The sequence below is a fragment of the Nucisporomicrobium flavum genome, from assembly GCF_016464385.1.
In the GTDB taxonomy this organism is placed as follows: domain Bacteria; phylum Actinomycetota; class Actinomycetes; order Mycobacteriales; family Micromonosporaceae; genus Actinoplanes; species Actinoplanes flavus_A.
In genome coordinates this window covers 666271-687373 of the sequence record NZ_JADMLH010000001.1, presented here as the reverse complement: position 1 = coordinate 687373, position 21103 = coordinate 666271, and the positions used below count along the sequence as shown (strand labels likewise).

Annotated in this window: 18 protein-coding genes; 7 read left to right on the top strand and 11 right to left on the bottom strand. The window is 74.9% G+C overall.

The window, feature by feature from the left end; genetic code table 11:
* Positions 1–29 precede the first annotated feature (29 nt).
* The 4 genes from IT780_RS03235 to IT780_RS03220 all read right to left on the bottom strand — a co-directional run bounded on the left by IT780_RS03235 (position 30) and on the right by IT780_RS03220 (position 6486).
* A complete protein-coding gene (locus IT780_RS03235) occupies positions 30–2735 on the bottom strand; it encodes a bifunctional acetate--CoA ligase family protein/GNAT family N-acetyltransferase (protein WP_199509836.1) in 2706 nt (901 codons plus the stop codon).
* Positions 2732–3616: a universal stress protein gene (locus IT780_RS03230; RefSeq protein WP_199509835.1), complete on the bottom strand. Its 885-nt coding sequence runs from the start codon at positions 3614–3616 to the stop codon at positions 2732–2734. The genes IT780_RS03235 and IT780_RS03230 overlap by 4 nt, the downstream gene beginning before the upstream one ends.
* 296 nt (positions 3617–3912) lie before the next feature.
* Complete coding sequence (locus tag IT780_RS03225) at positions 3913–5124, bottom strand: hypothetical protein (protein ID WP_199509834.1); 1212 nt, start codon at positions 5122–5124, stop codon at positions 3913–3915.
* A gap of 33 nt (positions 5125–5157) precedes the next feature.
* Entirely contained in the window at positions 5158–6486 is a 1329-nt protein-coding gene (locus IT780_RS03220; protein ID WP_199509833.1) for a wax ester/triacylglycerol synthase domain-containing protein, read from the bottom strand.
* Positions 6487–6648: 162 nt separating this feature from the next.
* On the opposite strand from IT780_RS03220, the gene IT780_RS03215 reads away from it, so the two are divergent.
* Entirely contained in the window at positions 6649–7584 is a 936-nt protein-coding gene (locus tag IT780_RS03215) for a universal stress protein (RefSeq protein WP_199509832.1), read from the top strand.
* A gap of 55 nt (positions 7585–7639) precedes the next feature.
* On the opposite strand, the gene IT780_RS03210 is transcribed toward IT780_RS03215, so the two are convergent.
* Positions 7640–8155 carry a flavodoxin family protein gene (locus tag IT780_RS03210; protein ID WP_199509831.1) on the bottom strand — a complete coding sequence of 172 codons (516 nt, stop codon included), beginning with the start codon at positions 8153–8155 and terminating at the stop codon, positions 7640–7642.
* 9 nt (positions 8156–8164) lie between these two features.
* On the bottom strand, positions 8165–9058 hold the full coding sequence (locus IT780_RS03205; RefSeq protein ID WP_199509830.1) for a class I fructose-bisphosphate aldolase: 894 nt from the start codon (positions 9056–9058) through the stop codon (positions 8165–8167).
* A 187-nt stretch (positions 9059–9245) separates the two neighbouring features.
* Between IT780_RS03205 and IT780_RS03200 the strand changes: the two genes are divergently transcribed.
* From IT780_RS03200 to IT780_RS03175, 6 genes are all read left to right on the top strand, one after another.
* Entirely contained in the window at positions 9246–9515 is a 270-nt protein-coding gene (locus IT780_RS03200; protein WP_199509829.1) for a DUF1876 domain-containing protein, read from the top strand.
* A 10-nt stretch (positions 9516–9525) separates the two neighbouring features.
* Positions 9526–10032 (top strand): Crp/Fnr family transcriptional regulator, encoded by a 507-nt coding sequence (locus tag IT780_RS03195; protein ID WP_199509828.1) that lies wholly within the window; start codon positions 9526–9528, stop codon positions 10030–10032.
* A gap of 65 nt (positions 10033–10097) precedes the next feature.
* On the top strand, positions 10098–11000 hold the full coding sequence (locus IT780_RS03190; protein ID WP_199509827.1) for a universal stress protein: 903 nt from the start codon (positions 10098–10100) through the stop codon (positions 10998–11000).
* 45 nt (positions 11001–11045) lie between these two features.
* Positions 11046–12047, top strand: coding sequence for an Acg family FMN-binding oxidoreductase (locus IT780_RS03185; protein ID WP_199509826.1), 1002 nt, complete (start codon positions 11046–11048; stop codon positions 12045–12047).
* 5 nt (positions 12048–12052) lie between these two features.
* Positions 12053–12367: a hypothetical protein gene (locus tag IT780_RS03180; RefSeq protein WP_199509825.1), complete on the top strand. Its 315-nt coding sequence runs from the start codon at positions 12053–12055 to the stop codon at positions 12365–12367.
* Between the two features lie 288 nt (positions 12368–12655).
* Positions 12656–13795 carry an acyltransferase family protein gene (locus tag IT780_RS03175; protein WP_307831008.1) on the top strand — a complete coding sequence of 380 codons (1140 nt, stop codon included), beginning with the start codon at positions 12656–12658 and terminating at the stop codon, positions 13793–13795.
* An 18-nt stretch (positions 13796–13813) separates the two neighbouring features.
* Here IT780_RS03175 and IT780_RS03170 read toward each other — a convergent pair whose 3' ends face one another.
* The 5 genes from IT780_RS03170 to IT780_RS03150 form a co-directional block, all read right to left on the bottom strand.
* Positions 13814–16057 (bottom strand): ATP-binding protein, encoded by a 2244-nt coding sequence (locus tag IT780_RS03170; protein ID WP_199509823.1) that lies wholly within the window; start codon positions 16055–16057, stop codon positions 13814–13816.
* Complete coding sequence (locus tag IT780_RS03165) at positions 16054–17724, bottom strand: S8 family peptidase (protein WP_199509822.1); 1671 nt, start codon at positions 17722–17724, stop codon at positions 16054–16056. The genes IT780_RS03170 and IT780_RS03165 overlap by 4 nt, the downstream gene beginning before the upstream one ends.
* 138 nt (positions 17725–17862) lie before the next feature.
* Positions 17863–18246, bottom strand: a complete 384-nt coding sequence (locus IT780_RS03160; RefSeq protein ID WP_199509821.1) for a response regulator transcription factor — start codon at positions 18244–18246, stop codon at positions 17863–17865.
* Positions 18247–18285: 39 nt separating this feature from the next.
* Positions 18286–19464 (bottom strand): response regulator, encoded by a 1179-nt coding sequence (locus IT780_RS03155; protein WP_199509820.1) that lies wholly within the window; start codon positions 19462–19464, stop codon positions 18286–18288.
* Positions 19461–21002 (bottom strand): ATP-binding protein, encoded by a 1542-nt coding sequence (locus IT780_RS03150; protein ID WP_199509819.1) that lies wholly within the window; start codon positions 21000–21002, stop codon positions 19461–19463. Before IT780_RS03150 ends, IT780_RS03155 begins: the two co-directional genes overlap by 4 nt.
* Between the last annotated feature and the right edge of the window lie 101 nt (positions 21003–21103).

Here is a 21103-nt window from a genome sequence, read left to right as displayed (position 1 = left end):
TGCCCCGGTCCGGCCGGGGCAGCCCTTCGTCACGTGCCGTCGCGGGCGCGCAGGCTGCGCAGCGTCGCGTCGGGCTCGGCGCCGACCGGGGCGAGCCGCAGCTTCACATCCACCGCCAGCACCCCGTCCGGCCCGGCGAAGACCGGGTTGAGGTCCAGCTCGGCCACCTCGGGATGGTTCTCCGCGAGCCGGCCCAGCCGCAGCACCAGATCCTCGACCGCGGCGGTGTCCACCGGTGGCGCGCCGCGGTAACCGGTCAGCAGGGGAGCGGCGCGCAGGTCCCGCCACATCCGGCCGGCGTCCAGATCGGTGATCGGGACCAGCCGCAGCGACCGGTCGCCGAGCAGGTCGGTCTGCACCCCGCCGAGGCCCAGCAGCACCACCGAGCCGAACAGCGGATCGTGCGCGATGCCCGCGACCAGCTCCACCGGGGCGCGGACCTGGCGTTGCACCACGGCGCCGGTGCCCGGCGCCCCGGCGGCCGTGACCGCGTCGAACGCCGCCCGCACCGCGGCCGCCCCGGTGAGGTTCAGCCGTACGGCGCCGGTGTCGCTCTTGTGGACCAGGGCGGGATCGGCGGACTTGACCACCACCGGGAAGCCGAGGCGCTCGGCGGCGGCCACCGCATCCGGCCCGCTCGTCACCAGCTCGGCGGGCAGCACCGGGATCCCGTACCGCTGCAGCAGCGCGGTGGCCCGGTGGTACGTGAGCCAGCCGCCGCCGTCCGCCGGCAGGTGCCGGATCAGGGTGCGGGCGCCCTCGGTGTCCAGCCCCGGAAGCACGGGACGCGTGCCCAGCGGCCGGCGTCGCCAGGCGGCGTACGAGGCGGCGTGGCCGAGCGCGGTGACCGCCCGCTCCGGCAGGTCGAAGACGGGCGCGCCACGTTCGCCGAAGGCCGGCCCCGCGGTGCCCCGGCCGACCAGCACGGCGGCGACGGGCAGCTCGGGACGGGCGTCGACCACCGTGCCCAGGGCGGACAGGATGGCGGCCGGGGCGTTGGCCCGCGTACCCACGATCACCAGCAGCAGCGCGTCCACCTCGCCGCTGTCCGCCAGCACGGCCGCGGCCTCGGCGAACGTGCCCGGTGAGACGCCGGCGCCCAGATCCACCGGGTTGTCGGCGCCTGCGCACGCCGTCGACACCGAGGCGATCTCGCGACGCAACCGGTGGCTCAGCGGGCGTACCTGCAGGCTCCCGCCCTCGGCGGCGTCGGCGGCCAGCACGTTGAGCCCGCCCGCGTTGCCGAGGATCGCCAGGCGGTGCCCGCGGGGCAGGGGCTGGCCGCTGAGCATGCGCGCGGCGTCGAGCAGCTCGCCGAGCGTGCCGGTGCGGATCACCCCGGCCTGCTCGAAGAGGGCGTCGACCGTCGCCGCCGGTGCCGCCGCCGCGGCCGTGTGCGAGAGCCGGGCCCGCGCGCCCGCGTCGGAGCGGCCGCTCCGGACGGCGAGCACGGGTTTGCGCCGCGACAGGGCGCGCACCGTACGGGCGAACTTCCGCGGGTTGCCGAACGACTCCAGGTACAGCACCACCGCCCGGGTCGCCGGGTCGTCGTACCAGTACGCGATCAGGTCGTTGCCGCTGACGTCCGCCTTGTTGCCCAGCGACACGAACGAGGAGACGCCGCACCCCGTACGGATCGCGTTGTCCAGCACCGCGACCCCGACGGCGCCGGACTGCGCGGCGATGGCCAGGCCGCCGGCCGGCGGGGGAGCGGGCGCGAAGCTGGCGTTGAGGCGGACGGCCGGGTCGGTGTTGACGATGCCGAGGCAGTTCGGGCCGACCAGCCGCATGCCGTGCGCGCGGGCGGTCTCCACGATCTCCTGCTGGCGCCGGCGCCCGGCCGGCCCCTGCTCGCCGAATCCGGCGCTGAGCACGACCACGCCGCGCGCTCCGGCCGCCGCGGCGTCGCGCACCACGGCCGGCACACCCTCGGCCGGTACGGCGACCACCACCAGGTCGACCGGCCGGGGCAGGTCCCGCAGCGACCGGCAGCCCGGGACGCCGTCCACGGCCGCGCCGGTGCGGTTGACCGCGTACACGCGTCCGGGGAAGCCGTACTCCCGCAGCGCGCGCAGCGTCTCGTGGCCGACGCCGCCGCGGGTGTGCCCGGCGCCCACGACGGCGACGGAGCGGGGGCTGAGCAGCGCGCGCAGCGAGGCCCGCTCGGCCGTCCGGTCCCGGGCGTCGATGATCGGCTCGGCGGCCTCGTCGCCGCAGGTGTCCACGCCGATGTCGACGATCCCGCCGCTGAAGCGCGTCCAGGTGTGCGCGCTGAGGTCCCGCGCGACCCGCAGCATGCCGATGTTGCCGGGCAGCACCTCGCCGGTGAGCTCGATGACGCCGAGCGGCCGGGCCCGGGCGGCCAGGTGCTCGAGCAGCAGCGTCCCGATGCCCCGGCCGTGCTGGGCGTCGGCGACGAACAGCGCGAACTCGGCACGTGGCGAAGCGGCGCCGGGGCGCTCGCAGGACGCGACGCCGACGATCCGTCCCGCCTCGGTGGCGACGACGGCGAGGTGCCGTTCGTCGCCCGGGCGGCACAGCCGGTCGATCTCGGCGCTGATCGTCGCGGCACTCGGCAGGCAGAAGAAACGCAGCCGCAGGTTGTCCTCCGAGGACTCGCCGAACAGCCGGGACAGCTCCGGCCGGTCGCCGTCGGCGACCGGCCGGATGGTCACGATCCCGCCGTCCGAAGTGAGCGCGTCGGCTTCGGGAGCGGCGGGACCGCCGATGGTCATGGCGTCCGCTTCCCCGGGCTGCGCGCGATGAGAACCGGGCAGTCGGCGTGGTGCAGCAGCTGCATGGTCGTCGAGCCGAGGAAGGTACCGGCGACGACGCCGTGGCCGTGCGTGCCGGTGACGATCAGCTGGGCGCCGTGCGAGACACCCACGAGGACCGCGGCGGCGCTGTCGTGCGAGAGCATCGTCTCGACCGCGACGCCGGGGTACTTCGCCTGCCACGGCGCGACGAGCTCGGCCAGGCGGGCCCGCTCGGCGGCGTCGGCCTCGGGCGTCGAGACCTCGGCCGCCGGCACGGTGCCGGCCAGCCACAGCGGCACGGGAGGCAGGTACGACCGGACGACGGCGAGCGCGCTGCCCCGGCTCGCGGCCGCCTCGAAGGCCACGCCCAGGACGTGCTCGGCGGCGGGGGAGTCGTCGACGCCGACCGCGACGGGCCCGTCGGTGACGTCACCGCGGCCGCGGACGACCACCACGGGGCAGAGCGCATGCGTGGCCACCCGCTGGCTCACCGAGCCGAGCAGCAGGCTGGCGAACCCGCCCCGCCCGCGGCTGCCCAGCACCATGAGCTCGGCGCTCTCGGCCGCGGCGAGCAGGCGGGCGGACGCGTGCCCGATGAGGGTGTCGGTCTCGATGCGTACGGAGGGAGCCACCGCACGCGCCTGGCCGCAGGCTTTCGTGGTGATCGCCTCCGCCGTGTGCCGCGCGGCGTCCGCGTACTCGTTGCTGTAGTCGAAACGCGCTTCGCGCCACTCCCAGTCGTACACGTACGTGATCCGCAGCAGCGACCCGCGGCGCTCGGCCTCGCGTGCCGCCCACTGCACGGCGGCTTCGCCGTACGCCGTCCCGTCCGTCGCCACGATGATCGCCCTGGTCGTCATGGTTCCTCCCCTCGTCCTCCCCCGATCATCGGCCGGTGCCGATGGGTCCGGGCAGGGCAGAAGGTCCTGAACCCGCGGGCCGGGCCCGGGCGGCCGGCGGCAGTACGGGACCAACAGCCCTGGAGCCCGGACCCGGGCCGGAGCATCCTGGTAGGGAACCCACCGGTACCGGGGTGAAAGCCTCGGGTGGCGCAGGTGGTGACGGGACCACGGTGGCGAGTCCGCCGATGGCAGTCGCCTTTCCCGCCGCAGGGCTCGAGGAGCGCCCGCCGGTGGGTCCGCCTTGTCCCGGGCACTCACCGCCACGGAGCGTCGGCCGGCCCGGCGGCCACCAGGAAGCCCACGCTGCCCACGACCGCGGCGTCGGAGTTGTCCCACGGCACGGCCTCGCTCAGGTAGGACCCGTCGCGATCGCTGCCGGCCGCCTCGACGTGGATCGTCCCGGTGCTCACGGCCGCCGGCGCGCGGAACGCGAACCGGTAGGTACGGCTGTCCTGCCCCGGAGGCGGCTGCAGCGTCACATGGAACCTGGTCGGCTCCACGGTGACCGGTGGCCAGCTGGTTCCCGCCCGCTCGAGTCCGGCGGACGAACTGAACCACATGGTCAGGTGCGCCGGCCGGAAGCCCCAGCCGTGCGTGACCGTGACGGCGAGGGTGCCGTACCGGTAACCGGAGACGGCCGGTCCGAGCGTCAGATCACCGGCGTGGACCGTGGTCTGCGTGACCGACGGGTTGGGCGTCATGACGGTCGGCCCGCTGACCTGGCGGAAGGTGCCGTGCCGGAGGGCGTACCCGCGGACCTGCCACTTCTGCGGTGTCTGGTCGTCGCAGCATCGCTGGAAGTCGCCGACGCGCGCGCGGACCACGCTGTTCACGACGGTGACGCCCTCGTCGCTGATGTCGCGGAGTTCGCCGGTGGTCGCCACCACGCGCCCCAGCGTCACGATGTGGCCGGCAGTGTCACGGTCGAACGCGACGAGCTGCTTGCTGCCGCCCTCGATGAAGCATCCGATGCCGGCGACGGTCTCGTCGGCGCCGTCACGGTCGACGTCGCCGTACGCCACGCCGAGGATCGCGAGCTCCCTGCCGTAGGGCGGCTTGTTGTAGGCGCCGATCCGCTCGGGCAGGGTGACCGTGCCGTCGTGGAAATGCTGTCTGCCGGAGGGGCCCCGGACGTTGTCCACGGGCCACGGCGGGATGTCAAGGATGCTGTTGCCCAGCGTCCGCGCGCTGATCCGCCCGTCCGGCGCCGTCGGCGGCGTGCCGGTGGCCGGGCCGGAGGACGACGGCGAGGCGCTGGTCTGCGGGGCGTCCGAGGTGGTGGCCGGCGCGGGTGTGCCCGGCTGCGCGGACGGCCCGGTGTCGTGGCGTAGCAGCAGGTAGAGCCCGATCGGCAGGACCAGGACGAGGGTGGCGACCGCCGCGATGAGGGCTACCTGCCAGGGCCGGCGGCGCCGCGGCCCGGGCTCCGCCGCCGAGGGGAACTGCACCGTCGGTTGCTCGGACATCGTCCACCTCCAGCATCAGGGCGGCCGATGACCTCACTCCGACTGTGCGCGCGCTCCTTGTCCGCTGCCAGGGCCGATGGTCGCCCCGGGCGGCCCGGGCGGCCCCGCGCCGCCGAGCAGCGCCAGCTCCTCCGCTAGGTACGCGCCCAGCACCGGCAGGTCCGGGCAGGCCCGCGGGTCCGCCACCGCGGTGACGGCGAGCGTGCCGGCGTACGAGATGGCCTGGAACGTCACCGTCAGGTTCGTCTCGCCGCCGACGACCAGCGGGATGAGCCGGCGGACCGTGGCGCCGCCGAACCGCAGCGGCCGGTCGGGCCCTCGGATGAAGCTCACCAGCGTGTGCAGCCGTCGTTGCCGGCGCATGTACCAGCCGTAGCCGCCGAGCCGGGCGAACAGCCGGAACGACCGGCCGAGCAGCGCGACGGGTGCGGGACCGGCCGCGAGCGCGCGCCGCCGGCGTACGTCCTCCGCCACCGCCCGCAGCCGCTCCGCGGCGGACCCGCCCGCCGCGGCCGTCACCAGCATCGGGCTCGCCACGGTTCCGGGTGATCCGGGGCCGCCGTGGTCGCCCGCCACCGGGACCGCGATCACCACGGATCCGACGCTCTCGCCGCGCCCGGCGAGGACCCGGTGCAGCGTGTTCGCCACCGCAACCAGGAGCGCGGCGTGCACCGTGGCGCCGTGGCGGTGCGCGGTTGCCCGCAGGCCGGGCACGGCGGCGCTCACCACGGCGGCCTGACGGTCCGGGCCCGTACGGCCGGTCAGCGAACAGGGCTCGGCGCGGTCCGGTGCCAGCCCGCCGGCGGCCACCATGGCGGGGACGAGCCGCCGCAGACGCGCGGTACGGCGAACGGGCGCCGCCGGCGATCCGGGTTCCGGCGCCGGGCCCGGATCCGGGCCGTCGGCGAGCTCGGCGAGGAGGGCCAGCCCGTTGATGCCGTCCGCGACGACGTGGTGGACCACCAGGATCAGCGCGCTGCCCCCGCCCGCCAGGCCGTCGACGAGCGCAGCCCGCCACAGCGGACGGTCGCGCGGCAGCCGGCGCATGACGAGCTCCATGGCCACCGAGGTCAGCGCCGGCCCGTCTCCGGGCGGCGGGCAGGAGCGCACCTCCAGGTGCCGGGCGACGGTGAACGACCCGTCGTCCTGCCACACCGGACCCCGCACCGGGCCCCGGGCGGCGATGCGCTGCGTCAGCCGCCGGGTGCGTGGGACGCGCTCGGCGAGCAACCGCGTGACCAGGGCCGGGTCGAGGCGCCGGTCCAGCTCCAGCACGGCGGCGAACTGCACGGGCACCGAACCGGTGTCCATGGCCAGGAAGGCCCGGTCGGCGTCGGTCACGGGCTCGGCGTACGCGGCCATGGCGCCAGTCTCGCGGGGCCGGCGCGCCGCCGGCAGAGCCACCGGACCGGGTGGGCATGCCGGGCAGCAGGGCACAGAGGCGGCGTGACCCTGCCGAAAGACCCGTATCCCACGGTCCACCGGCCGTGCCGCCGTGTCGCCGTACGCGCCTACGGTCCGGATATGCACAGCGTCGTGTCGTCGAAGCGAGACCTGCCCGTGGTGGTCGGCATCGACGGATCGCGCTCCCATCCGGAGACCGTGGATCTGGCCGCCGACCAGGCCGCCCGCCTGCGCGCACCGCTGCTCATCGTGCACGTGTGGCCCGGCCACTACTCCGGCGCGTTCCGGATCCGGGGCGCGTTCCCCACCCAGGACGACGGGGTCCACCTGCTGGACCTCGCCGAGCGCCGGGCCCGGCTGCGGATCCCGGACCTCGACGTGAGCACCGAGCTGGCCGGCGGCAGCGCCGCCCAGGTGCTGGTCGAGCGGTCCGAGCACGCCCGGCTGCTCGTGGTCGGGCACCGCGACGTGATCCTGACCCGGCCGAGCTGGGGGTCCACCACCGCGTACCTGGCCCACCACGGGTCCTGCCCGCTGCTGGTGCACCGTGGCGTCGTTCCCGGGCGCGGCCCGGTGGTGCTGGCCGTCTCCACGCGCGACGGCGCGGCCGCCACCACGAGGTACGCGTTCGAGGAGGCCGCCGCCACGGGCAGCCGGCTGGTGGCGTTGCACGTGTGGACGTACACCGGCGCGGGACCGGCCGTGGCCTCGCCGTCGAGCGGGTTCGCCGTGGCCCGGCGCGCGGCCGACGCCCGGCTCGCCGGTGCGCTGGAGGGCTGGGACGCGCGGTTCCCCGGCGTCGAGGTGGAACGGCTGCTCGTGCACGACGTGGACATCGGCTACACCCTGGAACGGGCGTCGCGGCGCGGGCGGCTGCTGGTCGCCGGCATGGGGCGCAGCGGACGGTTCGTGGAGCTGCTGTACGGCTCCCTCGGCGGGACGCTGCTGCGCCAGACGGCCTGCCCGGTCCTGCTCGTCCCGCCCGGCTGGACCGTACCCAAGCCGGCCCGTGCCGGCCGTGGCGCCCGGCGGCCCGCGGCGGCGCGCCGGCACTGACCACCGGCGGACATGCGAAGGCGGCGGCGCGGATGCGCCGCCGCCCCCTCTTGCGTCAGACCTTGTGGCGTTGCTCCGCGGCGGCGGCCGCCAGCGCTGCGCCCCACTTCCGGGCCCGTTCGCGCTCGCCCTCCACCAGCGGGCCGGTCGTGTCGGTGACCAGGAAGTTCTCGGCCGGCAGCACGATGCTGCAGCCGAGCCGGCGCAGTTCCTTCTGCGCCCGGCGGGCCGCCGAGCCCGGGACCAGCGGTTTGTTGATCTTCGTGTCGAAGGCAGCCGCGGCGATGCCGTGCAGCACCGGCGACGAGTCGAAGTAGTCGCGCAGGCCGGGCCCGGTCGAGCCCTGGCGTACCGTGCCCTTGCGGGCCGCGTCCTCGCGCGTGGACGCCCGGCTCATGCTGAACGCGTGCGTGGGGCCGCCGACGACCAGCAGGTCGATGCCGTGTGCCCGGGGCCTGCCGGACACGTCGGCGACGTTGACCTCGTACGTGTCCTGCAGCCCCTCGGCGATGGCGCAGGCGATGGACTGGGTGTTGCCGAACATGGACTCGAAGATGATCAGCGCTTTCATGCCCGCCTCCTACGGCGTGGGGTACTTGGCGAGGATCTCCCGCAGCCGGTCGACGAAACGCAGGGACTCGTCGTGCTCGCGCTGCCAGACGTTGCGGCCGAAGATCAGCCCGGTGGCGCCGGCCGACATCGACTCCTGTGCCTTCTCGAGCATCACGTCGTCGCCGGCCCGGGACCCGCCGGAGACCAGCACCATGGTCCGGTTGGCGGCCCGCACGACGGCGTCGATCGCCTCCTGGCTGCTGTAGTCCGCGGCGTACACCGGCGGCACGTCGGCCTTCTTCTCCGGGTGCGGGAAGTTGACCTTGACGACGTCGGCGCCCAGTTCGCTGGCGGTACGGGCGGCGTAGTGCACGGCGTAGAAGGAGTCCTTGCCGCCCTTGTGCTCGATCGCCTCGCCGCGCGGGTACGCCCACACGATCAGCGGCATGCCCAGCCGCTGGGCCTCCTGCCGGACGGTGCGGTACTGGGCGAAGTCGGCGTCCTGGGCGGGGCTGCCGACGTAGAGCGTGTAGCCGACGGCGTCCGCACCGAGGCGCACGGCGTCCTCCACGGAGGCGTGCAGCGGCGACAGGGCCCGCTCGTCGGAGGGGATGTCGGTCTTGCCGTTCAGCTTGAGGATCAGCGGGACCTCGCCGGCGAAGTCCCAGAAGAACTTCTCCGCGAGCCCCACCTGCATCGCGATGCCGTTGAACCCGCCCTCCACGGCCAGCTTGACGATGTACCGGGGGTCGGCGGCGATCGGGTCGGCGAAGAAGTCCCGGGGTCCGTGCTCGAGGCCCTGGTCGTACGGCAGGAACAGCGCCGTGCCGTTGCCCAGTCCGTGCTTGTAGAGGATCCGGTGCAGGCGGGCCTTCTTGCCCGCGCTGAGCCCGCATCCGGCCAGCCGCAGCCGCGTTGTCATGGCGGCCTCCTTTCCTTGCGCCCACCCTCGCCCCGGACGGCCCGGCCGGCCCAGAGTCCAACGGCCCCGCGGCGGCGGGCGCCGCCGGGGAGGAACGGGCGGCGCGACGGGGACCAATGGCCCTGGGGCGGGGCAGCTCCGCGCGCTGGGATGGGGGAAACGCTCCACGACCGACGGAGGTGCCGTCATGACACACGTACGGACCTGGACAGTCGAGATCAACATCAGTGAGCACGAGGACGAGCGCCGTACCCACGCCGACGCGATCCTGCGTGGTTCCCGTACGGTGTGCGGCCGCGGTGAGGCGAGGCGCCGGCCGTCCGACCGCGAGGTGCCGGAGATCGGGGACGAGCTGGCCAGCGCGCGCGCCCTCGCGGACCTCGCTTACCAGCTGCTCGACGTGGCCGCGGGCGACATCGAGCAGTTCACCCACAAGCCCGTGCACCTGAGCTCCTGATGGGCCGGCCGTGTCCTCGCTGACCGTCTTCGACCTGCTCGTGCTGCATCCCTTCCTGGCCGGCATGCCCGGCGCGCGGCTGCACCAGGTCGCCGCGTACGGCCGTCCGGTGGTGTGGCCGCCGGGCTACCGGGTGTTCCACGAGGACGCGCCGGCGGTGAACCTGTGGCTGCTGACCGCGGGGGAGGTGGACCTCGACTTCTGCGTACCCGGGCGCGGCGAGGTGGTCATCGGCCACGTCGGCGGCGGCGAGCTGCTGGGTCTGTCCTGGCTCCAGCCGCCGCGCCGGTGGTCGGTCGGGGCGGTGGCGACCGCGCCGTGCCACGCCGTCGAGCTGGAGGCGCGCGGCCTGCGTGCCCTGATGGCCGAGGACTGCGCCGCCGGCACCGACCTGGCCGAGCGCTTCCTGCGGGTGCTGGGCCGGCGGCTGAGCGAGGCGCGCCGCGGCCTCATCCCCGTCGGCGCGGTTCCCGACGGCGTCGCCGGGACCCTCAGCCGTGCCCCCGGGGACGAATGACCCTGGAGCGCGGGCCGCGAAGGAGGTGTGGTTGAGGTAGGCGAACGCAGCCCCGGGAGGTCGCCATGAGTCACCTCGAGGACAGAAGAACGGAAGCCCACGCCCGGCACGGTACGGCCACCACGGCGCCCACCCGCTACGGCGAGGTCATCAACCGGTACCTCAGCGTGACCGGGTACCGGGAACCCGCTGCCGCGCCGTCGCGGATGGCCCTCGCCACCGGAACGGTGCTCGTCGGCGTCGACGAGACGCCCACCAGCTACACGGCGGTCGACCATGCCGCGGCCGAGGCCGAGCTCCGCGGCTGGGGCCTGCGCATGATGCACGTGCAGCACTCGTACGAGCTCAGCGAGGCCTCCCGGGGAGCTGCCGCCCGCCTGCTGGAGCACATGACCGACCGGGTGCACGCGTACATGCCCGACGTGCCCGTGACCAGCCGCATCGCCATCGGTGCGGCCGCGCCGCTGCTGCTGTCCGACGCCCACAACGCGAACCTGGTCGTCGTCGGTCACCGGCACCGCGCCACGGGCACCGCGTTCGGGCTGAGCGTGGCCGAGCGGGTGGCCGCCCACCACACCGGGCCGGCGATGGTCGTCCGCGTGCCGGGCTGGCCGCCGGGACCCGGCTTCGGCGCCCGGCCGCTGGTCGTCGGCGTGGACGCCAGGACCCCGCCCGAGGTCGTCCGGTTCGCCGTCGAGGAGGCGCGGGCCCGCGGCTGCGAGCTCGTCGTCCTGCACGCCGGCACGGGCGCCGTCCCGGCCGGACACCTGCCGGACTCCGGCGGTGTCGTCGTGCACGAGCGACTGGTCTCCGGCGACCCCGTGGCCGCGTTGCTGGACACATCGGAACGCGCGGCCGCCGTCGTGGTCGGCCGGCGCGGCCCGGGCGGTTTCGCGGGCGCGCTGCTGGGTTCGGTCAGCCGCGCCATGGTGCAGCGGGCCCAGTGCCCGGTGTTCCTGGTCGGCTGAGCGCCGGCCGTCGGCAATGTGACGAGGAGAAGGAGAGGTACGGCGATGACCGGCACCGTCACCGCAGGCAACCGGAGTTTCGTGGCAGCCGGGACGCTGCCGCGGACGGTCCTGTCCGAGTGCGTCCGCACGGCCACCGCCGCGCCCTCGCTGCACAACAGCCAGCCGTGGCGCTTCCGGGTCGGTGACGACCACGTCGACGTGTACGCCGACCGCGGCCGTCAGCTGACCGTTCTCGACCCCACCGGCCGTGAGCTCCTGATCAGCGTCGGCGCCGCGGTGTTCACGCTGCGCCTGGCGATCCGCGACGCCGGCTGCCTGCCGGTGCTGACGCTGTTCCCGGACCCGCAGCGGCCGGACCTCGTGGCCCGGGTCTCGGTGGGGCGCCCGGCGGCCTCGACGCCCGGCGTCGCCTCGCTGGCGCTGGCGGTCGGCCGCCGGCACACGAACCGCTACCCGTTCGCGGACACCGCGCTGCCCGCCGACGCCGTCGAACGGCTCGTCACGGCCGCCCACCTCGAGGGTGCGGCGCTGGCCGTGGCGAGCCCGGTCGGCCGCGACGCCATCCTGGGCATGTCCCGGGCCGCCGACCGGCGCCTGCGCGAGCGCGACGGCTACGACGCCGAGCTGGCCCGGTGGACGAAGCCCGGCCGGGGCCGCCAGGACGGCGTGCCGGTGACCGCGATCGGCCCGTGGGACGCCCTGGAGGTCCTGCCGGTACGCGACTTCGCGCTGCCGCGCCGCGACCGTGACCCGTTGACCGCCGAGTTCGAGCCGCACCCGACGATCGTCGTGCTGGCGACCCGCGGTGACGGGCCGGAGGATTGGCTCAGGGCCGGGCAGGCACTGCAGCGGGTGCTGCTGACCGCGACCGGGCTGGGGCTGGCGACCACGCCGATCAGCCAGCCGGTGGAGCTGCCGGCGGTCCGGGCGCTGCTCACCGACACCGGTACGGGCGCCTGGGCGCAGATGGTGCTCCGGGTGGGCTACGGCCGCCCGGTGCCCGCCACGCCACGCCGGCCGCTGAAGGACGTTCTGCTGGGGTGATGGCCGTGAACACGCTCGTCGTCGTGGTGTGGGTGCTGATCGCGATGCACCTGGTGGCCCTGGCGTTCGCGCCGATCCTGAGCCCGCGGGAAACCGACCGGCCCGGGGACGAGGGGACGCGTGTCGACCCCTGCCTCGGACCGGTGCTGAGCCTGCCGCCGCGCCGCGAGCCCGTCCCGGCTGCCCCGGCCGAGGCCTCGCCGGATGCGGTTCTCCAGGAGCTGTTGTTCTCCGGCGCGATCAGTCGTACGGATTACCGGGCGGCCATGGCGCGGCTCGCGGCGCAGGACGAGCGCGAGCACCCGGCCCCGTTCGCCTGAGACGCGGGCAGTTAGTGGCCCACCGGCAGATCCGGCGGCGGATTTTCGTGCGACCGATGATGACCAGTCAGCGTGTCGCTCCGCCGCCCGAGGTTCCCATCCCAGTGCCGGTGGGCTCCCGCTCAATGTCGCTCCGCCGGGGGTCCGGGGGACAGGGCCGAAGGTCCCGCAACAGCGCCCGGCGCCGCCGAGCGGGGACAATATTCCAGCCGTTCGGCTCACCGGCTCCCGGTCATGATCCGCTACTGTGTGTGATGACCGATTGGCCTAGACTGCAGGAGTTCGCTGGTGGTGGACGTGACGAGCGCACAGGCGCCCGCCCGAGATCGCTATTTCGACACTCTCCGTGCATTGGCTATCGTTCGGGTCGTGGCGTACCACGCCTTCCATTACGCCGTTCTCGCCCTGCTCTTTCCCTCGATGGGCGTGATGTTCGCCCTCGGCGGCTCGCTGATGGCGAAGTCCCTCGACCGCTCGCCCGGCCCGAAGGTCATCCGCAGCCGCGTCCGCCGGCTGCTGCCCGCGCTGTGGGTCATGGGGCTCGTCCTGGTACCGCTGATGCTCGCCGGCGGCTGGGCGCACCACCCGGCGTGGCCCGACTTCCTGCTCTGGGTCGTGCCGCTGGCCACCCCGCCGGCCAGCCACGGGATCGGTGACGTCGGCGCCGAGGGGGCCGGCGTGCTCTGGTACCTGGCCACCTACCTGTGGCTCGTGTTGCTGTCCCCGGTGCTGCTGCGCCTGTACCGGCGCCGGCGGGTGCTCACGATCGCCGTACCGCTGCTGATCCTGGCCGCCCTGCACAGCCAGCCGATCGTCACCGGCAACAACGCCGTGCAGACCGCCGGCTACGTGCTGACGTTCCTGCCGTGCTGGCTGCTCGGCTTCGCCCACCGCGACGGCGACCTGCGCCGGCTCCGGCCCGCCCTGGTCGCCGGCATCGCCGCCGTGCTGACCGTGGTCAGCCTCGGCTGGGTCGTCGAGCACCCGGGCCCCGGAGGCCTCGACCTCGTGCCGTTCCCGCTGGCCCACGCCCTGTACTCGATGGGCTTCGTGCTGGCCCTGCTGCGCCTCGACCCGGACATGGCCTGGCTCGGACGGCTGCCGCTGCTGCAGCGCCTGGTGGCCGCGCTCAACAACCGCGCCGTCACGATCTACCTGTGGCACAACGTGGTCATCACCGCGGCCATCATCGTGGGCGACCAGCTCAAGCTCTGGGACTGGCACCAGGGCCTGCTCATCTACCTGGCCTTCTCCGGCATCGCGCTGTCCATGCTGCTGTTCGCCGTGCTCGCGGTGGGCTGGGTGGAGGACCTGGCGGCCCGGCGCACACCGCGGCTGCGCCCCTGGCCGGTCCCGTCACCCCGGCACGCCGCCGGCCGGGGCGCGCCACGCGTGGAACGCCGGGCCCGGGTCGGCGCCACCGTCTGACCGGCGGCGCGGGCGGGATCAGTCCGGCGGTGGCAGGGACAGCGTGAAGACTGAACCGACCGAGATCCGGGACTGGAGCGTGACGTCGCCGCCCATGGCACGGGCGAGGCGGCGGGCGATGAACAGGCCGAGGCCCGTACCGCTGGTGCTCATGGTCATCGGGTCCTCGACGCGGTGGAACTTCTCGAAGACCTTCTCGAGCGAGTCGGCGGGGATGCCGCGCCCGTGATCGCTGACGTCGACGTGCAGCATGCCCGCGGCGCGGCGCAGCGAGACCTCGACCGTACGGTCCTCGGCGGAGTACTTGAGCCCGTTGCCGATCAGGTTCGTGAGCACCTGCACCGTACGGCCGGGGTCACAGCGCGCCGGCCACTCCTCGTCGCACCCGGTCAGCACCACCCGGCCGGAGCTGAGGTCGCCGACGGCCTGCCGCACGATCGCGGCGAGGTCGTGCGTCGCCACGGCGACCTGCAGCCCCGCCTCGTCGGGACGGTCGCCGACCCGGGACGCCAGCAGCAGGTCCTCGACCAGCCGGGACAGGTGCGCCGCCCGGTCACCGATCAGGGCCAGCGCATCGGCGCGCTTCTGCGGTGTCATCCGCTCGCCCCGGGTACGCAGCAGGTCGACGTACCCGAGGATCGGCGTGAGCGGCGTCCGCAGCTCGTGCGACACCATCGCGATGAAGTCCGACTTCAGCCGCTCGGTGCGGTACTCGCGGGTCAGGTCGCTGATCACGACGACGTCGCGGACGAGCTCGCCGGCCGCGAAGATGGCCGAGTGGGCGAGCCGCAGGCGCCGCTCCTCACCGTCCGGGCGCCGTATGGTCAGCTCGGTGGCGACCCGTGGCGTCTCCTCGTCCACCGGCAGCAGCCCCGCGCGCTCCTCGTCGGCCGGCACCTCCAGCAGCGCGCTCAGCGGCCGGCCGGTCGCCTCCGCGGCGGGGATGCCGGCCATCTCGCCCAGCGCCTGGTTCCAGACCTGGACCAGGCCGGCGCCGTCGACGACCATGATGCCCTCGGCCGACTGCTCGACGACGGCCTGCAGCTTGCTGCGCTCCTCGGTGAGCCGCTCGAGGTGCTCGGCGCCCCGGATGGCCACCGCGAGCGCGTTGCCCAGCGAGGCGAGCAGCGTGACGTCTCCGGTGGACATCCGCCGCCGGCCGCGGCTGGCGAACGCCGCGGCGCCGAACCGGCCGCCGCCGCCCTCCACCGGGATGACGACCGCGTGCCGCAGGCCCGCCGGCAGGTTCTCGGTGAGCTGCACGGGAGCGTCCGCCTCCACCAGCCCGGCGAGGTACGCGGGCGGCGGGCCGGTGCGCACCGCGGAGGGCTCATCCGCCTCGACCGACAGCGCCACGTCGGAGCCGGACAGCACGATCACCCCCACCTCCGCGTCGAACGCCTCGCGGACCAGCACCAGGAACCGGCGGATGACGTCCTCGCGCCCCGCGAGTGCCTCGGAGAGCCGCAGCAGTGCCGAGGACCGCGCCCGCTCATCGGCCTCGCGCGCGGCGGCCCGGTACGCGTATGTGACCGCGATCGCGGGCATGGCCATGAACGGCAGCAGCACCGGCGCGTGCAGGGCGACGGCGGTCGTGGTGAGCCCGGTCGCGACCGTACCGAGCGCCATGGACACCGACAGCCGGGCCTCGTCGCGGACGATCGACCACGCCGGCACGCCGTTGATGACGGCGAGGATCTGGGCCAGGCAGCACAGGTTCACCATCGTGAAGGCGAGCGTGCCGATCAGGACGCCGGCCAGCACCCGCACCGTCAGGGCGCCTCCCGCGCCGCCGACCAGCTGGGCCAGCAGAATCAGCACGGACACGGCGGCGGTGTACGTACCGAGGTTGAACAGAGCCTTCACCGCCGGGCGGCGCTGCACCACGCTCGCCAGCACCAGCCCGGCGACGGCGGCCAGCAGCGCGTCCCGGGGCGGTAGCAGCAGCACGTCGATGATCAGCGCGGCCTCGTAGAGGCTCAGCTCCTCGACCGCCTCGCCGTGGCGCAGCCGCACCACCGTGATCTCGGCCAGGCAGGTCAGCACGACGAGGCCGGGTACCAGCCACGCCGCCGGTACGCCCACCCCGGCCAGCACGCTCGCCCGGCCGGGCAGAACGACGACCACGACGGCACCGAGGGCGGCGCCCAGCGTCACGACCGCGGCCACCCGGCGGGTGATCGGATCCGCGGCGTACCCGCGCACGGCACCGGCCGCCCGCTGCGGGAGCGGGCGGCCGGCCTCGTGCGACGGGCTGGTCATTGCTGAGGCAACCAGGCCCAGGACGTGGCGCTCCACCGGTCGGCGGCCCAGGCCCGCGCGGCCCAGTCCTCGCCGGCCCACGCGCGGGCGGTCCAGTCCTCGCCGGCCCAGGCGCGGGCCGCCCAGTCCGTGGACGCCCACGCCCGCGCCGCCCATGCCCGGGCCGCCCAGGCGCGTGCCGCCCAGCCGTCGTCCGCGCCGGCCCAGGCCCGCGCGGCCCACGCCCGCGCCGCCCATGCCCGGGCGGCCGGGTCGAGCTGCGCCCACGCGCGCGCCGCCCAGTCCTGCGACGCCGGGCTCAGCCGCGCCCAGGCCCGCTCCGCGGCCGCGCCGTCGCCGGCCACCACGGCCTCGGTGAAGGCGGACCAGCGCTTGGCGTCGCGGCGTACCGTCTCGGTGTCCTGCTCGTAGCGGTTCTGCGCGCCGCTGGTACGCCACTTCGGTGCGGCGGCGAGCACGGCGGCGACGTCCAGGCCACCGGCGCCCGCGCCCGCCTCGGAGGTCAGGCCCGCGCTGCGGTAGGCGGTGCCGACCAGCAGGTTCTTGATCGCGTCGGGGCCGAGCTTCGGCTGCACCTCCAGCGTCGCGGCGATGGCGCCGGAGGTGACCGCGGCGGCCATCGAGGTACCCGACCCGCGGAAGTACGTCTCGTCGACGCGGGCCTGCGGGTTGCCCCGGTCGACCGCACTGCCCGGCGAGCGCAGGCTGACCACGTGACCGCCGGCGGCGACCAGGTCCGGCTTGGCGTCGCCCTGCGAGGTGGGGCCGCGCCCGGACCAGATACCGACCACGTCGTCGCCGCGCCCGGCGGTGCCCGCCGCGTCCAGCCCGCCGGTGGTGAGCAGGACGGGGTCGTTGCCCGGAGCGGTGATCGAGCCAGCGTCCGGGCCCTCGTTGCCCGACGGCACCACGACCGTGACGCCCTGGCGCCACAGCGACTCGAGGGCCTGGTTCAGCGGGTCGACCTGGTACGGCAGCGGGCTGGCCGAGGACAGCGAGAGGTTGAGGACCTGGACGTCCCTGCGGTGGTCGCTGACCCACTGCAGGCCGCGCAGCACGGTGATCAGGTCGGTACGCCCGTCCGCGTCGGCCACCTTCACGTCGACCAGGTCCGCGCCCGGGGCGACACCGCGGTAGGCGCCGCCGGAGGCCGCACCCGACGCCGCGATGAGCCCGGCCATGAAGGTGCCGTGGCCGTACCCGTCGCCGGCGCCCGTACCGGTCAGGTCCACCCGGGCCGCCACGCGCCCGCTGAGGTCGGCGACGTCGGCGATGCCGGTGTCCACCACGGCGACAGTCACGCCCGCGCCCTCGTTGCCGTCGGCCGGCATGCCGAGCATCCGGCGTACGGTCGTGGCGCTGCCGTCGCTGTCGGACGTGGCGCCGGCGACGCTGAGCTCGCGTTGCGGCGCCACGGTCCATCCCGGTCCGAGCGCGGCGCCCCGCGGCAGCACGGCCGCGACGCCACGGGTCACCGGCAGGTACGCCACGACCCGGCCGCCGGCGGTCTCGACGGCGCTCGCCGCGGCTTCCGCGCCGGAGCCGGTCACCACGACCTCACGCCAGGAGACCGCGACCGGCTGCGCGACCGCGGGTACGGGCACGGCGGCCACCGTGACCGCGGCGGCCGCGGCCAGCCCGATCCGGCGGCGACGGTTGTTCCTCATGACCTGTGCACCTCGCTTATCGGCGGGACGTCTTCGTCTTGCTCGCCCGCACCCGGAATCTCGCCAGGGCCGGCGTGTTGAAGAGCATCGGCGCGCCTGCGGAGGACTTGAGCTGAAATTGAGGTAGGTCCGGCGGGTTCACCGTTCGCTCACCGGGACCTGCTGGCTGAGCACGCCGTCGATCAGGTCCAGGACGGCGTCCGCGGAGAACGGCTTGGCCAGGTAGTAGTCGACCCCGCCGGCCCACGCCCGGGAGCCGGTGCCCGGCTCGGCGGCCGCGGTCAGCATCAGCACCGGGATCGGTTCGCCGGGCAGGTCACGGATCGCGGCGAGCACCGCGAAGCCGTCCAGCCCCGGCATCATCACGTCGAGGACGACGAAGTCCGGTGACACGGTCTGCACCGCCTGCACCGCGGCCACGCCGTCCACGGCCACGCTGACCTCGTAGTCCTCGAGCTCCAGCACGTCGGTCAGCAGGCTGCGGATGCCCGGGTCGTCGTCGACCACCAGGATGCGTGCCATCGGTGCCCTCCTCTCGGCGCCCGCCGGCGGCGGACGCGGTCATGACGCGGCGCCGCAAGCCGTGGGCTCGGCCTGCGCCGCCGCCTCCTCGGCCGCCCGGTGCCAGTCGACCGGCTGTGCCTGCAACTGCGGATGAGCCAGCAGGAGCGCGAGCTCCTCCTGCTGCGGGCCGGTCAGGGAGCCCGACTCGGCCCGGGTGACGAGCAGGTGCGCGGCCCGTACGGCGCCGGCCACGCCCAGCCCGGCCGGGTCCGGCCGGTGCGGGGTGTCGCGCTGGGCGACGGCGACGGCGATGGGAGCCGGTACGCCCCACAGGTGCAGCATCTCGACCGCCACGTCCCGGAACGGCACGCCGTCGCGCGTGCCGGCCGCGAGGTCGACAGGTCCCGCCGCCCCGGCGAGGCAGATCAGGTGCCCGACGTCCTGCAGGAGTGCCGCCGCCTCGGCGTGCGGCCGGTTCGCGGGGGAGGCCACCTGCTCCACCAGCCGCGCAGTCGCCCGGGCGTGCCGCCACACCGCCTCCAGCAGGGGTTCGCTGCCCGGGTACCAGCCGGCCGGGGACCAGGACCGGTGCCCGGCCTCGGCGACGGCCTGGACCATCGGCACGCCCATCGCCCGCACGATCGACCCGATCGAGTAGTTGCGCGGGCGGCCGCCGAAGAACCGCGAGGTGGACAGCTGGAGCAGCTTGGCGGCGAGCCCGATGTCCTCGACCGCGGCGTGCGCCGCGGTCTCCACGGTCGCGTCGGGCGCCCGCAGCGCGGCGACAGCGCCGGCGTGGCCGGGCAGGTCCGGGATGGACCGTACGGCGCCCGCGAGCCGGCGGGCGTGGGCCGGATCGGGGCTGGAGGTGCGCAGCAGGAGCTGATCGACGACGGCGGTCAGGCTGTCGGCGTCCGACGGCTTGGTGAGGAAGCGGTGGCCCGCCATCGCCACCTGGACGATCGCCTCGGGCTCGATGTGGCCGGAGAGCACCACCCGGGCCAGCCCGGGGTACGCCCGCCCGGCCTCGGTGAGCAGCTCGGCGCCGTCCATGCCGGGCATCCGCATGTCGGAGACGATCACGTCGTACGCCGCGGCGGCGAGCATCTCCAGCGCCTGCGCGCCGGAGGTGGCGAACTCCATGTCCCAGTCGTGCCGGCGTGCGCGCAGCGACCGGCGCAGCCCGTCGAGGATGCGCGGCTCGTCGTCGACGAAGAGGACCCGGGGCCGGCTCATGCGTCCGGGCGCCCGTTCACCGGCAGCCGCAGCGTGAAGGTGCTGCCCCGGCCCGGTTCGGACTGCACGTCGATCGACCCGCCGTGCCGGTCGAGGACCGCCCGGGCCAGGGCGAGACCCTGACCGGAGCCCTTGCCCACGCCCTTGGTGGTGAAGAACGGATCGAAGATGGACTGGCGGATGTGCTCGGGGATCCCGCAGCCGTCGTCGGTGAAGCGGATGACCACCTCCGGCCCCTCCGACCGCGTGCTGATCTCGATCCGGCCGCGCTGCTCCCGGCCCTCCATCGCGTCGGCCGCGTTGACGAGCAGGTTCAGGAACACCTGGTTGAGGTCGCCGCGGTGGCACAGCACCTCGGGCAGGTCGCCGAGGTCCAGCTCCACGTCGGCGACGTACTTGACCTCGTTGCGGGCCACCGTGAGGGTCGTGCGGATGGCCTCGTTGAGGTCGGCGTACGACTGCTCCGCGGTGTCCTTGTAGCTGAACGACTTCATCGCCCGGACCAGCGACGCCACCCGCTCGACGCCATCGAGGGTCTGCCGTACCGCCGCCGGGATCTCCGCGACCAGGTACTCGACGTCCGCCTTCTCCTCGGCCTCGCGGGCCCGGGCGGTGCGCTCGTCCCAGGCCATCTCGCCGAGCTCCGGCGCCAGGCAGCCGCGGTAGACCATCAGCAGCTGCCACATGTCCTCGTACGCGTCGGCCAGGAACCGGGTGTTGTCGCCGACGAACTGGATCGGCGTGTTGATCTCGTGGGCCAGCCCGGCGGACAGCCGCCCCAGGGACTCCAGCTTCTGGTCGTGGTGCGCCTCGAGGTCGGCCCGCCGTGCCTCGGTGACGTCGCGGAAGGTCACCACCGCCCCGGGTACGCCTGAGCCCTCGTGGAGCGGGGCGACCGAGCACACGACCTGGAACGGGGTCCCGTCCCTGCGGACGAAGACCTCCTCGGTCATCGCCGCGGGCCGGCGCAGGGCGCACTGGTCGACGCCCGCCGGGCTGCCGTCCGCGGCGGGCCGGTGCACGGTGTCGTGCATGCTGCGGCCCAGCAGCTCGCTCTCGGCCCACCCGAGCATCTCCGACGCGGCCCGGTTGAGCGAGGTCAGCCGGCCCGCGTCGTCGACGGTGTAGAGGCCCTCGGGCATGTCCCGCATGAAGGCGTTGCGCAGCGCCGCGGCCGTCTCCTCCTCGGTGACGTCCGACAGCAGGAGGCAGACGCCGTCCGGCGTGGGCCGGCAGTCGATCCGCCACCTGCGCCGCCGCCCGGCGACCGGGGCCGCGTCGATCCGGAGATCGCTGACCGGGGCCCCGCCGCCGCGGACCTCCCGCAGCACGTCCAGAAGCCGGCCCGGTGCGGCGGTCAGCGCGCCGGACGCCGGCCGTCCGATCAGCGCGGCCGCGGGCTCGCCGACGACCGCCTCGAACGCCGGGCTGACCCGGACGAACCGCAGATCCCCGTCGAGGAAGGCGATCCCGCCGGGCACCGCGGCCTCCGCCGCCTCCAGAAAGGCCGAGACCTCGGCCGTCCGGTCAATTGTCACGCCTCACCCCTTCGCGTGCCCGGCGCGGCATGCTCCCTTGCTCCCCATCGGCACCGCGACGGCACATCTGAGGCAACCCGCGACCGTACGGCCGGATCGCA